General features: G+C 29.7%; 12 protein-coding genes. 1 reads left to right on the forward strand and 11 read right to left on the reverse strand.

The genetic code is table 11. The features are described from left to right. Positions 1-20: 20 nt before the first annotated feature. Positions 21-296, reverse strand: coding sequence for a sugar phosphate nucleotidyltransferase (locus GXK56_RS14585; RefSeq protein WP_160688612.1), 276 nt, complete (start codon positions 294-296; stop codon positions 21-23). A gap of 412 nt (positions 297-708) precedes the next feature. Further along, positions 709-2,424 carry a methyl-accepting chemotaxis protein gene (locus GXK56_RS14590; RefSeq protein ID WP_160688614.1) on the reverse strand — a complete coding sequence of 572 codons (1,716 nt, stop codon included), beginning with the start codon at positions 2,422-2,424 and terminating at the stop codon, positions 709-711. Positions 2,425-2,696: 272 nt separating this feature from the next. On the opposite strand from GXK56_RS14590, the gene GXK56_RS14595 reads away from it, so the two are divergent. Next, positions 2,697-4,238 (forward strand): GAF domain-containing protein, encoded by a 1,542-nt coding sequence (locus GXK56_RS14595; protein ID WP_160688616.1) that lies wholly within the window; start codon positions 2,697-2,699, stop codon positions 4,236-4,238. 98 nt (positions 4,239-4,336) lie between these two features. Here the strand turns inward: GXK56_RS14595 and lon are convergent, their stop codons facing one another. From lon to GXK56_RS14640, 9 genes are all read right to left on the reverse strand, one after another. After that, positions 4,337-6,724 (reverse strand): endopeptidase La, encoded by a 2,388-nt coding sequence (gene lon / locus GXK56_RS14600; RefSeq protein ID WP_160688618.1) that lies wholly within the window; start codon positions 6,722-6,724, stop codon positions 4,337-4,339. Positions 6,725-6,841: 117 nt separating this feature from the next. Beyond that, entirely contained in the window at positions 6,842-7,408 is a 567-nt protein-coding gene (locus GXK56_RS14605) for a TetR/AcrR family transcriptional regulator (RefSeq protein WP_160688620.1), read from the reverse strand. Positions 7,409-7,545: 137 nt separating this feature from the next. Continuing rightward, complete coding sequence (locus GXK56_RS14610; RefSeq protein ID WP_160688622.1) at positions 7,546-9,438, reverse strand: SEC-C metal-binding domain-containing protein; 1,893 nt, start codon at positions 9,436-9,438, stop codon at positions 7,546-7,548. Positions 9,439-9,899: 461 nt separating this feature from the next. Continuing rightward, complete coding sequence (locus GXK56_RS14615) at positions 9,900-11,537, reverse strand: alpha-glucosidase (protein ID WP_160688624.1); 1,638 nt, start codon at positions 11,535-11,537, stop codon at positions 9,900-9,902. A 23-nt stretch (positions 11,538-11,560) separates the two neighbouring features. Further along, positions 11,561-13,249, reverse strand: a complete 1,689-nt coding sequence (locus GXK56_RS14620; protein ID WP_160688626.1) for a glycoside hydrolase family 66 protein — start codon at positions 13,247-13,249, stop codon at positions 11,561-11,563. Positions 13,250-13,265: 16 nt separating this feature from the next. Further along, positions 13,266-15,101, reverse strand: a complete 1,836-nt coding sequence (locus tag GXK56_RS14625; protein WP_160688628.1) for a glycoside hydrolase family 66 protein — start codon at positions 15,099-15,101, stop codon at positions 13,266-13,268. Between the two features lie 20 nt (positions 15,102-15,121). Continuing rightward, the gene (locus GXK56_RS14630) at positions 15,122-15,964 is read right to left on the reverse strand and encodes a carbohydrate ABC transporter permease (RefSeq protein ID WP_202127892.1); all 843 of its coding nucleotides are present in this window, start codon (positions 15,962-15,964) and stop codon (positions 15,122-15,124) included. A gap of 14 nt (positions 15,965-15,978) precedes the next feature. Next, on the reverse strand, positions 15,979-16,938 hold the full coding sequence (locus tag GXK56_RS14635; RefSeq protein WP_160688632.1) for a sugar ABC transporter permease: 960 nt from the start codon (positions 16,936-16,938) through the stop codon (positions 15,979-15,981). Positions 16,939-17,003: 65 nt separating this feature from the next. Then, on the reverse strand, positions 17,004-18,296 hold the full coding sequence (locus tag GXK56_RS14640; RefSeq protein WP_160688634.1) for an extracellular solute-binding protein: 1,293 nt from the start codon (positions 18,294-18,296) through the stop codon (positions 17,004-17,006). Positions 18,297-18,361: the final 65 nt, after the last annotated feature.

An 18,361-nucleotide genomic window follows, 5' to 3' on the forward strand; every position in this document is an offset into this window, starting at 1 on the left:
AACTGCCACATATATAAAACCTATTTTATGAATGTAGCGGTTTCCTTATTAGCAGGTTCTACAAAAATATTCTCTTCCGCAATTCCTCCAAGTTCATTTTTAACTTTTTCTTTATAATCCATATTGGTAACAACATAAATATTGTCTCTATCTATTATTGGGACTATCCTCTCAACGGTATTAACCAAGAAACTTTTATCGTTAATTAGTTTTAAAAATTGTTTTGGCTCTTTGGCTCTTGATAGAGGATATAGCCTACTTCCCTTACCTCCAGCTAAAATTAGCCCGTATATCACGCATTTTCAACTCCATGTAATGCTACTAATTCATTATATGTTTATTGCAATCATTTGTGAGTCTCTATTCAATAACATTTATAAAGCAATTTGAATACTTCTGGCATTGGTCCTTTCAATTTTAAATTTTAAGCAATATTCCTTACAACTTTATTATTATCTAAAATTATAAATTCACTTTGATAATCTTTTACTTGAAAAGGTATTGGAGTTTGATTAATTCCATTATTCTTCAATTAATATCTAATGAAAAGAAATCTATATAATAATTTATACGAAAACAATAACTAAATATTATTAAAGTATATATTTTTAAAGTTGCTATAAAATATAAATAAGGATATATTTCTATCCCCTTATTTATACTTAATAATAAAATGTAGATTGTCAATTGGAATATATTTATGTATATCTAACTAACCTTAAATTTCCCAATTATTTCATTAAGGTTTTGAGCTAATTCTGCCTGATTTTGTGCAGTAACTGCAACCTGTTCTATAGCTTGAGTTGTTTCATTCATACTTGCTTTTATTGTTTCTGCTTGTTCTGTGGACTTTTGAGCTGCCTCTGCCATATTTTGAATTGCTTGACTCACTTGCCCAACTGTTGCTGTTACTTCTTCTGACATTGCTGCAATCTCCTCTGACATATCGCTTACAAAATCAGAATCCTTATAATATTTCTCTCCTGTTTTCTTATATGCTTCAAATTGGTTATTTACTTCGTTATTAATGAACTCTAGTATTTCATTTCCTGTATCCAAACTCTTTTTAAAGGCGTTTTCTACTTTAACTATAGTGTTTTGAATATTCTTTACTGCCTCACCAGATTCTTCTGCAAGAGTTCTAACCTCTTCTGCTACAACTGCAAAGCCTTTTCCCATTTCTCCAGCTCTTGCAGCCTCTATAGCGGCGTTTAATGCAAGTAAATTTGTTTGGTCTGCTATATCAGCTATAGTATCTGCCATAACTCTGATATCGTCAACTACTTTTCCCTCTTCAATAACGTCTAACATCCTTTGTCGTTTTTCATGATATATAAATCTAGTATCCTCAATTGTTTTTTGACTTTCAATTTTAACCTTATTTGCTCTATCCTTGGACTTATTTGCATTAGTACTTCCATCCATTGCCTTCTGTGAAAGTATATTTATACTAGAATCAACTTCTTGAACAGATGCACTTATCTCTTCAGCACCTGCACTAGAATCATGCATATTTTCATTAATACTTGTAATAGCTTCATCTATGCTTACTGTCTTAGATGCTAATTCTTCAACAGTTGCTGATAATTCCTCACTAAATGCTCCTATATCCTCAGATTTTTCTTGAATTAACTTAACCAATCCACTTACATTTTCCTGTGCCTTATTTAATTCCACACCAGTTTGACCAAATTCATCTTTTCTCGTAACATTCATTGGTGTTGAAAAATCATATGAGGATAACCTTTTAGCGAATTCGACTATTTTTTGAAGTGGTTTATTTATATTTTGTGCCATGAAAACACCTAAAGCAATTGCCATTATAAAACCAACAAATGATATTCCAATCATTATTGAAGTTGATTTAGCATTCGTTGCTTGAATTTTATCATTTGCTAATTTAGCATCATGTAAATTAATTTCTATTAATTTATCTAAACTTTCAAACATAGCTTTTCTTACCTTAGGTATTTCAGCATATTTTTCTTCTGCTTTAGCATAATCATCTACATCAACATGCTTAACAATTTCTGCTCTTAACTCTCTATATTGCTTTAAATAACCTATAAACGCATCATATGTTTTCTTTTCTTCATTACCTATATCGAATTTTTCATACTCCGTCATATATTGTTCATTTTCTTTTTGATTTTCTTCTATATCATTCTTTAAATCTGATTTTTCCGAAGAAATTTTTTTATATACTAGTGACATCAGATCTGTCCTAACCTCCGAAAGATTTTCTTTCATGTCAGTTAAAATATAAACACTACGCAAATTATTTGCATACATTAATTCTGATTCTTTCCCTATATTTTTGAAAGATACAATTCCAACTATTCCTATAATCCCAATTAGAACCGCTATAATTAAAAACGCCGCTATTAATTTAATTCTAACTTTTACATTTCCTAAAAAACTCATATAATTCTTATCTCCTTTTTCTCATTAAAATACTTTAAATATGTACTCTAAAAAATCACTTTAAATAATTAGCTCATAGCCACTTGACTTCTTATGGTAATTTACTTGTTATGGTATAATATAGTAAATAATTCTAACTGCAATAATACCTTCATATATTCAGTCCATTTAATATTATAATATTTTACAGTTTATTATACATTGTGCAGAATTAAAAACATTATTGTCAAAAAAAGTGCAAAAAGCACAATTTGTGTTGAAAGGTTGATTGAATGTTAACATTCCATAATTTATTAAAAAGAATAAATAAGGCTGACTTAAAAATTCACAGTAACAAAAAGGAAGCCCTTAACTATACTATGGTTACTCCTATCTTTAAATCCTCATCTTTACAGGATAATACCTTATATGTTGCTTTTGTTTCAGATCTAGATAATCTATGTATAAATCAATCTACAGTTGGCTTTATTTTAATACCTGATATTCCTTTAAAAGAAAATATACATATATCTGGCGAATTTGTTGTTTGGGATAAAATAGTTCCATTAGAAACTCTTTATAACACTGTACAAATTGAATTTCGTAGAAAGGTAGAATTAGCATCAAATATGTCATCAATTTTTTCTGCACTTATCAAAGGAAATAGTCTACAAGAGTTAATTGATATAGGAACAAAAATATTAGGAAACCCCATTATTGTCACAAATTCTGCTTATAAAGTACTTGCTATGTCAAATATCCATATAGATGAACCATTTTGGCAATTTGCTAAAACTCATGGTTACTGTAGTCAAGATTCTATTAATTGCTATAAAAATGAAGGAATTAATAAAAAAGTTCTTGAAAGTGATGATCCTGTATTATTAAATGATGGAATATGGCAAGAAAATAACATAATCTCAAATAAATTAGTCATAAAGAATAAAATTTTAGGTTATATCGAAGTTCATGAAATGAACAAAAAATTCACTCCAAGTGATATTGATGCAGTAAAAATATTTTCTGACATTCTTGCTGTTGAAATTAGAACAGATATTTATGAAGAAGCTATTACACATACAGTCTATGAGGATATAATAATTGACTTATTGAATGAAGTAGTTCCTACCACAAATACTCTTTTGAATCGATTATGTAGTGCTAATTGGTCTTTAAAAAAATATCTAATCCTTATAAGAATCCCTTTATTCAAATCAGATCAAAGCATAAGCTTTTTGGATTATTTATATACTAAATTAGTATATCGCGCTACAGTTTCTAAGATTGCAAGATATCATGATTCTTTAGTAGTAATAATTAATTATAATAAGCAAACAGAATATGATATGGAACTAAATAATATTACAGATATTTTAATAGGTAACAATATTAAAGGTGGCATTAGTAGGATTTTTTCAAAATCTGAATTTGAAAATTTAAGTTTCTACTATCATCAAGCTTCCATAGCTTATGACCTTGGAACACTTACTAATAAAGCTTCTACTTTTCTATATCCTTATGAAAATGTTATTCTATTTCACTTATTTTCTAAAATTAAAGACAAGAACGAACTAAAAATATTTTGTCATCCTTCATACAATAAATTATTAAAACATGATAAATTAAATGGAACTGAATACTGCAAATCTATTTATGAATACATTTTATGTGCAAATAACATATCTGCAGCAGCAGATAAATTATTTATTCACAGAAACACCATGGCATATCGTCTCAATAAAATCAGTGAAATTACTGGTTTAGATTTGACAAATGGAATAAATATTTATAAACTATACTTTTCGCAAAAAATTAATGAATGGCTGAAATACTAGCAAGCAATAAAACCCATGCCTTCTATAAGTTTTCTAAATAATTACTTACAGAATGTCATGGGTTTTATGTCTATATAATTTTTACTATTAATTTATAATCAATTTACATTTGCATTAAATGATCCTTGTAATAAATTATTAGGGTTAAATATATGTTCTACCTTTGGTAATGATATTCCTAAGGTTTCTTTTAGAACATCTTCTACTGTTTCTACTGGTATTATAGTCAATTCTGATTTAACTTCCTCTGGAACATCTTTTAGGTCAATTACATTGTCTTTAGGAATTAATGTCCTTTTTATTCCAGCTCTTTGGGCAGCTATTAATTTTTCTTTTAACCCTCCAATTGGAAGAACCGCTCCTCTTAATGTAATTTCTCCTGTCATTGCCAATCTTGAATCAACCTTTATTCCTGTAATTAGTGATGCAAGAGCTGTAAATAATGTTATTCCAGCTGATGGCCCATCCTTAGGTGTAGACCCTGATGGAACATGAATATGAAGATCTTTTTCTTTAAAGTTTACTGCGTTCATAGGCAATCTTGATTTTAATAAGCTTAAAGAAATTTTTGCTGATTCTTTCATAACATCTCCAAGTTGTCCTGTTAATGTAACTTGTCCATTTCCTGGCATGTCTGTAGCTTCAATAAATAAAATTTCTCCTCCAACAGAAGTCCAAGCAAGTCCTGTTACAACTCCTGGCATATTATCATCTTGAGCTTTATCATGGCTTGAAACCTTTCTTCCAAGAACATCTTCTAAAACATTTGCTGTAACCTTAAATGGCAATTCTACATTATTAGAAACAATCTTTTCTGATGCAACTCTAGCGATAGTAGCTAACTGCTTTTTAAGTCCTCTTACACCTGCTTCTAAAGTGTATTCACTTATAATTCTTTGAAGTGCTTCATCTTCTACAATTAATTGTGTATCATTTAAGCCATGTTCTTCAAGAGTTGCTCTCATTAAATGATTTTTTGCTATATGGAATTTTTCACTCATTGTGTAACTAGAAATTTGAATTACTTCCATTCTATCCAATAGCGGTCTAGGAATTGTATCTAATGAGTTAGCTGTAGCTATAAAAAATACATCTGATAAATCATAAGGTAAATCCAAGTAATGATCTGTAAATGTATCATTTTGCTCTGGATCTAGTACTTCTAATAAAGCACTAGCAGGATCACCATTATAGCTTGTCATTAATTTATCTATTTCATCTAAAACCATAACTGGGTTTGTTTCTCCAGCTTTCTTAATTGTTTGAATAATTCTACCTGGCATTGCACCTACATAAGTTCTTCTATGCCCTCTTATTTCAGCTTCATCACGAACTCCACCAAGACTTAAACGAGTATATTTTCTACCAAGTGCTTCTGCAATACTCTTACCAAGACTAGTTTTTCCTGTACCTGGAGGTCCTACTAATAATAATATAGATCCTTTTTTGTCTTTCTTCAATTGCATAACTGCTAAATGCTGAATTATTCTATCTTTTACCTTTTCAAGACCATAATGCTGGTCATTTAATATTCTTCTTGCTTCATTTAAATCTACAGCTTTTGGTTCACTCTTTTTCCAAGGTAATTGTGTTAATAAATCTAAATAGTTACGCATTACATTATAATCAGAACTATTTGGGCTTTGACTTTCTAATTTTTCTAATTCCTCTAAAGCTGTTTCCTTAATTTCATCTGGCATTTGAGCCTCTTCAATCTTATTTAAATAATCTTTATCTTTTTTTGATTTTTTACTTTTACCTTCATTTAGTTCATTTTGAATAGCTTTTAGTTGCTCTCTCAAAACTGATTCTCTATAACTTTTATTAGCCTTTTCACTAAACTTTTGTGTAATTTCAAATTGTAATTCTACGTATTCTTTATGCTTTAATAGATAATCCATAAACTTAAGACCTCTATCCTTTAAAGACTGAGTTTCTATCAAATCATATTTTTCTTCATTTGAAATTGGCATAAAAGTTGTTAAAAAACCAATAAGTTTATTTAAATCCTTTTGTTCCTCTACATTTTCCATAAAATCTTTTGTACCTTTAAAATTATTACTAATTTCACGAGAAACTTTTTTAATATAATCTACCATTTCTTTCTGACTTTTTTCTGCAATATCTACAATATCAGGTGCGAACTCAAATTGTACTCTAATCAAATCTTCCTCAAAATTAATTGTTTTTATCTCAACTCTATCTAAGACTTTAATTTTAATTTTATATCCTATTTGAGTTTTTTCAATTTCATTTATTTTAAACGAAACACCAACACGATAAAAATCTTCTTCTTTTAAACTATTTTGATTAAAATTTTGTTTTAAAAGTAATGCAATCTTAACGTCTTCCTCATTGGCTAACTTTTCAATTTCCTTTTCACTAAATCTATTTAATTTTAAAGTGTGCACCATTCCAGGTAATAACACTGCATCAGATACCGGAATTGCAATTCCTTCATTATATTTTTTCTCTAAATTCATCATATTAATCATCCTTTCATTGGGCATTTCAATAAACGAGCATTCATTTATACTTGTATTTAAATAATAGCGAGATGCTTCTGCAATAATATATTTACAAAATTTTCTCGCTTAATAATTTTATCTGACTAACAATATATCTTGTATAATTTTAATCAATTCAATTAACAGTTCAGATTTTTCATCATTCTCAACACATGAATTCATTACAATTGATTTTGTTGGATAAAAAAGTATTGCTCTCAAATTCTCATTTCTGAAATCTTTAAAAACTCCATTTTTTTTCATTTCATCAAAGAAATTATTTAAAATATTTATCCCATTCCTTTCGGAACATTGCTTAGCTAATGCTGGACAACTTGAAAATTGATCTACAAAGTGAAATACTTCACTATTATCTTTAATATATAAATAATATTCTCTGACAAGTATTTCAATAATCTTCTCACCATCGTTACAATTATTAAGCTTATCAATTAAATAATCAAAAATCTCTTCAGAATACTCACGATATATATCCTGTAACATGATTTCTTTATTTTCATAATATATATAAACTGTAGCTGGTGAAACTCCTGCTTCTTTAGCTATCTTTGAAATAGACGTACCGTGAAATCCTTCCTTAAGTATTAACTTAATAACGGCTTCTTTTATACTCTTTTGCTTTTCATCGTCTTTTCTTCTCATTTAAACACCTCTATATGTTATTGTTTTAATATTAAACGAACGTTCTTTTATTGTCAAGAGTTTTTGTAATTTAATTTTATACAATTAAAAATAAAACAGCAGATTTATTATTTAAACCTGCTATTTCACTTAATTATTTAAAATAATTTTATAACATTTCCATCCTTAGCACAGCAATCTTTATATTTCCTTCCACTTCCACATGGACATAAATCATTTCTTCTGGGAGGGTTTGTGTCATCTTGAACTACAATGCTACTTTCATTAATATTAGCACCTTTCAATTTCCATAATCTAATGTTTTTAATGAATTTTCCAACACTATTTAGCATAAAATCTTTAACATCTTTACTGTCATCTTCTAATTGTTCTAATATTTCATTCATGACATCTTCAAAATCATTTTCTTGAATTTCTAAGTATAAAGATTCCATTAAGCCCTCTAATATTTCTATATCCATATTGAACATATTTAAAAATTCTTTGAAAAATGTATCTCCAAAGTCAGCTTCATAAATGTAATTTTCACTTGCCATATTTAGCAATTCCTCTTTAGAAATCATCGCATAATTTATATTTGTCTTTTGTTCAATTTCTCTCAATAAATCTACCCAATTATCTATAAAACAGTTTATATAAAACATTCCTTGAATTTCATATTCTCTATAGTAATCTTGTGCACTTGTTAGTAATTTTTCTATTCTACTATACTCATTCAAATCATAAGTTTTAAATATTTTCATTATATCTTTTAATTTAAGTATTCCATAAGCTTTGTTCATGCCTCTATAAAGATTAATTATTTCTGTATTTGCTTTTATCATGCCTCTATATTGTATGTTATTTTTTTCTTTAACTAACTTCTGAATTATTTCTGGCATTATCATAATAACTTCTTCATCTTTAACTGTTGAAAAAATCATACCACTTTGCAGGAAATAGGCCAACTTATATGCCGTTTTTTCATCAATTTGACTAAGAATTCTAACTCCATTATTATCTGCACAAGTTTTTAAAAGTTTATATCTTTCTTCGTCAAACAAGGACATCTTCTCTTCTACTAAAATTTCATACTCATTAATTAATCTCTCAGCTAATTGCGCTTTATTTAAACTTGATATTTTAGGCATGCCAAGATATTTTGCTATTTCATATATATTGTCTTTTGATAAATTATTTATAAGTTCCAATATATCGAAGGAATATACTGTTTTATTAAAGTTGTTCTTAACAATCCTTTGACTCTTGCTTATTAAATCATCAAATGCATAATCTACATCTGATAATTGATCAAAAATTTCATCTTCATAAAAAAGCACATCTTCTGGTTCTGTGCTTTTTACTTTATTTCTTGAACTCTTATATTTTTTTTGATTCCCTGGCAAATATGTAATTTCATCTCTTTTATTTCCACCATAGCAGCAAACTCCATCTCTTGGAGAATTGCAATAATCAAATTTAGCAATCATATCATTATTTTTATCAATGCATTTCTTACATTCCCACTGGTTATTTTCATAATTAAAATATTCCGCTTCTGCGTTGCAAATTTCACAATGATGAATTACTTCATCATTTCTTGCTATTATTTCAATTTGAGAAAAACTTACAGGAACTTGTATTATATCAACCACTTCCAAAATTAATTCTGTAGTACTTCCAAAATCATATTCATATTCAAATCTATCAGCAACATTTAATATATCCTTAAGCTTTGTACCCATAGAATAATCTTGATAAATTATCCCTTTTATTTTAAAAGCACTTAAATGTCCACAACATTCTAACCAAACATCTCTTAAAAATTGATCTATATGTAACAAACTTAGATTTTCATCAATTGATAAATATATGTTATATTCGTCTTTATCATACTTTGATTTAATTGATATCATAAATTGATTTCTCTTTTTTTTATCTTCATTACTAAGTTCTTCTATTTTTGTCTTCATTGCATTGCAATTCTTCATATGTCTTTTAATAGTTCTTTCAGTCAGTTCCTTATTACAATAGTAACACTTTCCCTTCAAGTAACAGACCTCCCTTTTGCCGTAATATTCCTAAAATTAGATATATACTTTTCTATATTAATATAACACTGATTTTACAAATATATTGCATTAAGGCTTAATTAAATGATGTTACAATGCTATACCTTGTTACATTTTACATATACATTAAATTTAAGTCAACATACGATATAAACTAAAATATTCTCTATTGTAAATTTCTCATGCATAAATAACAAATTTACGATAGTATAATACCCCTTTATATGTAATAAGAGATTGTCCTTATCATAAATAAATACTCAAAATCTAAAGAAAGTTCATATTAATATTTAAATTAAAAAGCTCATTAACCATCATTCTTTCAAATAACGTTCAAATGAGCTTTATATTAAATAAATTTAATTACTTAGACTAGAAAACCTAAGTAATCGAATTATATTTAACGTATATATAACTTTATTAATGTTTTGCGTCTGTATTTATATAAGGTTATAAATCCTGGCCTCATACGGCTTAAGTTCTATCTCTTCTATGGATTTACTCACATCTATATCATAATTTGAAATCAAAAGTTCCTTAGTTTTGAATTCTATTGGTTCTTCAAGGGTAAATCTTGTTTCGTTTCCTGTGAAATTACATATTACTAATAACTTTTCATTTTCTAAAGTTCTCGTATATGCAAATATTTCTTTGCTTTCTTCTAAAATTAATTTATATTTTCCATACACAACTACTGGATGTGATTTTCTAATTTCAATTAATTTTTTATAATAATTAAATATAGACTTTTCATTATTCATTTGAGACTTAGCATTTATTTCTTTGTAATTAGGATTTACCTTTATCCAAGGTTCTCCTGTTGTAAAGCCTGCATTTTCGATATCGTCCCATTGCATTGGCGTACGTGCATTATCTCTACCTTTTGCATATATAGATAACATTATGTCTTCATGCTTATAGCCTTTTTCTTTTCTTTCTTTGTACATGTTAAGCGTTTCTATATCTTTGTATTCCTCTAAAACTTCAAATCTTACATTAGTCATACCAAGTTCTTCACCTTGATATATATAAGGAGTTCCCTTCATTCCATGCAATAATGTAGCGAGCATCTTTGCACTTTCTACTCTATACTTCTTATCATTCCCCCACCTTGAGACTATCCTTGGCAGGTCATGATTATTCCAAAACAAACTGTTCCAGCCTGTTCCTTCTAGCTCTAATTGCCATTTTGATAAAGCCTTCTTTAAGTCTAACAACTCTAATGACTTCAAATCCCATTTTTCTTTATCAGGCTGCTGATCAAGCATAATGTGTTCAAATTGAAACACCATACTAAGCTCGCTACCATTTGGATTTGAGTACCTTCTAGCTATTTCAGGAGTGCACCCCCAGGCTTCTCCAACAGTTAACAAGTTTTTATCCCCAAAGGTTTCCTTATTCATCTCTTTAATATAATCATGAAGTTTCGGTCCATTTTCCTTAATTTTTTCATCTGGAACCTTGCCTATGAGATCAATAACATCCATTCTAAATCCGCCAATACCTTTATCAATCCAAAAATTCATCATATCATAAACTTCCCTACGGACCTTTTCATTTTCCCAATTTAAATCCGGTTGTTTTTTGCTAAACAAATGTAAATAATATTGTCCTGACCCTTCATCATATTGCCAAGCACTACCGCTAAATGTTGAAATTAAATCATTAGGCTCTTTTCCATCTACAGGATCTCTCCATATGTAATAATCTCTATATGGATTGTCCTTTGATTTTTTAGATTCAATAAACCATCTATGTTCATCGGAAGTATGATTAACAACAAGATCCATAAGTATTTTTATACCTCTCTTATTACCTTCCCTAAGAAGCTCTTCCATATCTTCCATTGTTCCAAAATCGTCCATTATATCTTCATAATCACTTATATCATAGCCATTATCATCGTTTGGTGATTTATATACTGGTGATAACCAAATTACATCTATCCCCAGTTCCTTTAAGTAATCTAACTTTTCAATAATACCTCTTAAATCACCTATACCATCTCCGTTAGAATCCTTAAAACTTCTAGGGTATATTTGATATACTACCGATTCATTCCACCATTTCTTTTCCATCCTTTTTATTCTCCCTTTGTTTTTTAATGTATAATATAAACTAAATCCCAAACTTTTAGTTCTGGAATTATGAATTTAACTTTGTTTCCATTTTCACTTTCAATATACTCGAAGTCCAATCCTAATGCTTTTCCTTCATTATAATCAGGCGAAGCTACATATACAGATTTCACTTCGTTACAGGTAATCATAGAAACCTCAATGTTTCTTATTTCAGAAGGTGTTCTTTCTTTAGCCTCATTCCAATTCATATCGTCAATACCTACAAAATTCACAAGGTTAATAATTTTATAACCTGGTTTCTCCTTTATTAAAGACCAAATGCAATCTGGCTCAGCTTTTGGTGAAACCTCTGCCCCACTAATTACATACTCTCCATTTATTCCACCAGTATTAACCATAGAAGTATCTATAATATCAAAATCATAAAGAAGCTCTTCATATTTAACTATGAAATCATAGTAGCTTCTTAACTTCTTCTTAAAGCTTTCACTTTCTATAGTTCTATATTTAGGATAATAAGGATCATCAAGAACTCCGTTATTCTCTCCTAATAGAAGATGAAATCCGCCGCTGGCAAATATAGTTGCCATTGTAAGTACTGTAGCATTTTCTGCTTGCTCTACTGGAATATTTAACTCTTGTAAAAAAGGTTTCATATAAGCAGCTAAAATTACTTGCTTTTGTGAAGCGTATTTCTTTGCGTTTGATATTAGATTGTATAAATCCTGATAAGTATCATTTGGAGGCCATACCTCAATATAAACTGCATCTTGACCTGCCTTCGCAACAGTCTCTACTGGCCAGTTGTTTACAGCGTTAAATATTAAACCTACCTCTTCACCTTTGTCTTCTATATACTTTCTAGTTTCATTAATTAAAATCGGGAAGTCTTCTCTTAAGTTTCTTACCTTTTCTTCTTCATCAATGTTTACTATTGCTTCCTTTGGGTAGCCGTACTGATCCATATGAATACCATCAAACCCAAACTTAATAGCCTTATAAAATTCATGAATTATATGATTATGCCACTTGCTTTCTTTTGATATATCCATCATATAAAGGAAATTATCAAATCCATAGACTTCTCTATTATTTTTGTAAATAGCCAGATCCTTATTTTTTTCATAAAAGTCTGGAGCTGCAGCATATACCGCACCATAACCCATAGCTTGCATATTATATTTATGTGCTAATTTAATTTTTTGTTCAATGGCTTGTACGCTTAATTTTCTATTTAAAGGATCTATAAATATATCTTCCTTTGGAATTAAATCATGATGTCTGTACATCCAATCGTAATACTGAACTACATTTAAGTGATATTTATTCATTTCTTTTAAATCGTCCTTATCACCCAAATCATCTGGTGAAAAATCAGCTAAAAAGCCATATCTGGGTGAATACTTCCAAGAACTTAATATATCAAAAGCTGTCGTTAAAACCTGGAGCCTTTCACCATTTTCAAAAAGTTCTACCTCTACACCATATCCTGACATAAAATCTTCATTACTATTTATATCAAATTCAAATAAAACTTTATTTTCAAAGTCACTAATACTCTTTTCTATTGAAATAATATTTTCGTGAAGTTTATAAATATTACATCTAATATAATTATCTGAAACATTGCCTTCGCTCTCTACAATTATTTCTATTTTTTCACCTTTATTAAATTGAGCTTTTGAAGGATATAAATCTTTTATAATCAATTGTATCATCTCCCTTTTATTCTTTTTCAATATATACCATATCCCAATACTTCAGCTCCGGAACTTCTATTTCAAGATGGGTTCCATCACTATCATTCTTTGCTTTATATTTTAATTCTATGGATTGACCTTTATTAAAATCAGGTGAAGCTAAATACACTCCTTTGACTTTTCCTTCTTTAATAGTGTAATTAAGCTTTAGGTTCTTTTTCTCATCTGGAGCATTATAATTTGCTCCGTCATCTCTCCAGTTTGAACGCTTCATTCCTAAAAAATTTATCATTTGAACTACTTCAACGCCCTGTTTTTCTTTTGCAAAGGCCCATACAGTATCCTGACTTCCATTGCTGCTTGTCTCAATTCCTCCCTCTAACTTAATTTCATTTTTACTGTCCTGCAACCCGTCTCTTAATAAATTCTCATAAGCAACAAGAAAATCATAGTAATCTCTCATGGAAGCTACTAAGGATTCCGACATAGTTAAATTTTTATTAGGAAAATATTCTCTAGCAAGCATTCCTGTATCTCCTAATTCTATATGAGCCCCTCCAGAAGCAAATATAGCTGCATCAGTTAATTTGACACTATTTTCATTGAATTCCCCTTTACTAGCTGCTTTTCCATAATTCATATAGGCTGCTATTACTGTACTTTTCTTTCCATTTGTTAATTCATACCCCTTATCAATAGTTTCCTTAAAGGAATAATAATTTGGAAAGTCACTAGGCCAAAGCTCAGAATAAAGAAAATCTACATCTCCCTTTGCAACCTGCTCAAGTCCATATCTGTTTACTGTGTTAAATACTACTCCAACGCCCATCTCTTTTTTTGCATTATTAATAAATTCAGTGTAAGTATCTGGCAGGTTAATCTTATTACCGTTATAATCATAAGTATCTTTTCTATATCCCAATGTATCCATATGGAAAATATCAAAACTTAATATCTTGTTTACTTCTTTTTCTGCATTATATATATATTCTTGCCACTCTTTATTTGCTGGATTAAATATGAATAAATTAGGTGATGCCCATCCCGCTGGAAGATTGTGAGCATCTTGAATTTGATGCTTGTTATCCTTGAATACTCCCCACTCCTGTTTTATACCATCTTTTTCAAAATCAGCGTATGCTCCATAAATAAGATTATAGTTACTAGCCTTCATGTTCTTGCTATGGGCTAAATCAATATAATCTTTTACTGTTTGAAAATATATATCTCTATTTGCAATATCCTTCCATGAAGTTAGGTTATTATTTTTGATTTCTGGTAATGGCTTTTCATGTTTATTCTGCCAATCGTAAAATTGAAGTCCATTTATGTGAAATTTGTTTATTCGATTTATTATCTCTTCACTCTTATTCTTATCCTGCTTCGGATATTCGGTTATGTATCCATACCTAGGGAACTTCTCCCAATTTGACGATACATCTACTGCAGAATTTTCATGATCATCAACCTCAGTTCCATGGGTTGCATAAACCTCTACAAGGTAACCCTTATAATCATCTTCTGGTACATCCCATGAAATATCTATTGTCTTCTTTTCATCATTTGCTATATTAATTTTGAATTCTTTCTTTTCAACAGTATTATTCAAATGTTTGAAATATATTTCTAAATTGCCATCATAGTTTTTATTAAGCTTATTATCTAATTCTACTTTTATATCGACTTTATCCTTAAGATTATATCTAGATTTATCTGTATATACATCGCCTATAAGCTTGCCACCGCTTATAATTTTTGTTTCTTTATCTGCATTGAAGGTTTTTAATTTATAAATATGAGTTCCCGCTATAGTTCCAATACATACTAGCAGTGCAATACCCAAAACAAACCTTTTTTTCAAGTGAATCACTCCATTCTAAATTAGCCTTTAACTGCACCCTCACTTCCACCTGATTTTATAAACTGTTTATTAAAAATAATAAATATTATAATTACAGGTATTAAAACCAATATTGCCGCTGCAAATATAACTCCCCATTGAGTTGCCTTTCCATTTTGAAGCAATTTTACTGCTATAGGCAATGTTCTCATTGATTGAGTTTTTATTACTGTTAATGCTGTAAATACTTCCATCCATAATCCTGTAAAAGTACCTATAGCGAGAGTTCCTAGAGCTGGTTTTGAAAGTGGTAATATTATTCTGCTGTATATAGTCCACTTATTTCCACCATCCATAATTATTGATTCCTCTAATTCCCTAGGAATAGTCTCAAAAAATCCCTTCAGAAAAAAAGTATTTCCAGCTATACCACCACTAACATATAAAAGAATCAATCCTGTATAGGTATCTACCAAATGTAACTCCTGTAAAACAGTAAATTGTGAAACCAAAGCAAGTACAGCAGGCATCATTAGAGAAAATATATAAATATTGAAGATTATTTTTTTTCCTGGAAAATTTAATCTAGAAAATCCATAACCTGAAAGCGATGATACAAACAATATACATATTGTGCTAACAACTGTTACAAATACACTATTGATAAAATATCTTGAAAAATTTTCACCGTTCCAAACAACTATATAGTTTCCGAAATAAAATTCTTTTGGGATTATTTGTGGTTTAGAAGGCATAACATAAGTACTAGCAGATAATGATGTACTTATCATATTCAAAAATGGCAGTAATGAAACTATAACTATGATTATTAGCATCAAATGTATTAAAACTTGAGAGAATTTCCTTTTTCCACCTTTATTCACATACCTCACCTCCATTAAAATTGAACTTCACTTTTAGCTATTTTTTTCTGTACAATAGAAGTAATAATTAAAATAACACCCATAATTAAACTTAATGCTGCCGCATAACCAAAATCAAAGCTTGAGAATGCTTTAGTATACATATAATTTAAAAGCACGTCTGTCTTACCCATTGGTCCACCTGCAGTAATAAGCATTACTTGAAGCATAATATTGAAGGCTCCTATTATTAGGTTAATAACTATAAAATAAGTTCTTGATGCAAGCAATGGTAATGTTATCTTCCACATTTGCTGCTTTTTAGTTGCTCCATCTACATCAGCTGCTTCATATAACTCCTTAGGTAAATCTTGAATGGCAGCTGTATACATAATCATTACCCAGCCTATTCCTTTCCATATACAAAGAGCCCAGATGACCATATTACCTGTCCATTCATTTTGCAGCCAAGAAATAGGCTGACTTATAATATGAAGATTTAACAATATTGAATTCACCAAAGCCCCTTTAGTGTCTTGGAAAATATACTTAAACATTATTGCAACAACTATCCAATCTGAAATAACTGGAATATAAAGTAGAAACCTGTAAAATACCTTTCCCTTTACAAGAGATTCAATAAATATTGCAATTATCATTCCTAAAAACCATTGAATTGGAACTGTAATTATTACTGCCAATAATGTATTCCTTAGTGATAAGTAGAATTTTGCACTTTCATCTATGGCTCCACCACCAATGAAAGCCTTCTTAAAATTAGCCAGCCCTACAAAAGTACTAGCTTTATTAGGATTAACGCTATAATCCATAAATGCCATCATTATGTTCTTTAAAAGTGGAAACGCTACAAAAACTATAAAGAGTAGAAAGCCAAGCCCTATAAAAGCCCATCCTTCTATGGCTTCTCTTTGTCTTTTATTAAATTTTTTCTTGCTGCCACTAGATTTTGAAACATTTGTTATACTATTTTCCAATTGCTTCGCCCTCCTATTCTGTAATTAGGGATTAAGATTATACCTTAATCCCTAACTTTCAAATTCTATTTTTCTTGAAGTAGAGCATCAACTTTGCTTGCCGCATCATCTAATGCTTGTTTGGCATCCTTATCCTTTCGAACAGCTGCTTCAAAATCATCCCTTATTACATTAGAAATATCTCCCCACTTAGGACTTGGAGTTCTTGCCCATGTTGAATTTAATTGATTCATATATACACTTAACATTTTATTATCTTTAATTATTGATTTTTCTGCTGTAATTTTATTAACTGGCATCATACCTAACTCCGTTGCAAATATGGTTTGTGCCTCGTCTGAGCCTAAATATTTAGCAAAAACATACGCTTGTTGCTGATTTTTTGATGCTTTAAATATTATAGTATCTTCTCCACCAACTACCGAAAAACTACCGCCAGCTCCCTTTGGTATTTGAGCAAATACTACATTATCTTTAACTGTATTTTGATCCTTATTAGCAGGGAACCACCATGGACCATCATCAATCATTCCATAATGTTCCGCATTAAAGCCTTCCCAAGAACCTTCACCACCAAGTAAGCTTGCTGCTACATATCCTTTATCATTCCATTCAATAATCTTTTCAAGAGCTTTAACGCTTTCTGGACTATTTAAGTATCCTGTAGCTTTTGTATTCTTATCATCAGTAAACTTGCCTCCAAGTGATATAAAATACGGAGCTATAGCCCATGACTCTAAGCCAGCAATACCTATACCATTTACATTATTAGCTTGTAATTTTTCTGCATATTTTTCAAGTTCCTCCATAGTTTTCGGAGCTTCTTTCAAGCCTGCTTTATCAAGCATAGCTTTATTATAGATAGCAACCTTTGTATTAGTATCTAGTGGAATACCATAATAGTGTCCATTATACATATTAGTACTCATTGGTCCTTCAAAGGTTTCTTTCTTTAAATCTTCAAAACCAGACATTTCATCTACTGCTGATAAATAATCCTGAGAAGCATATTGCGCAACATCTACAATATCAGTTCTTGCTAAATCAGGTGTGGTTCCACTCATGGCCGCCTGAAGTATTTGCTTTTTGTAATCATCTCCTCCAGGCATTGGAGTAATTTTAACTTTTATATCTGGGTATTTTTTGTTAAACGCAGGTATTATTTTATCTGTTAACACTGCATTTTCTTTGTCAGTGAAGGTACTCCACATTTCAATTTCACCCTTTAAACTCACCTCATCTGTGACTGCTATTTTTTGTGTTCCATTTTCAACTGCTTTATTACTCCCACAGCCCGTAAATACAATAGACAATATTAATCCTGTTAGAAATAATGACATGATTTTTTTAGATTTCATTTTATCTCCCCCTTGTAAATTATATTTTTAATTCATTACTCATCTTGAAAATTTTTCAATTTAAC

The organism is Clostridium sp. C2-6-12, assembly GCF_009928485.1.
Classification (GTDB): Bacteria; Bacillota; Clostridia; order Clostridiales; family Clostridiaceae; genus Clostridium.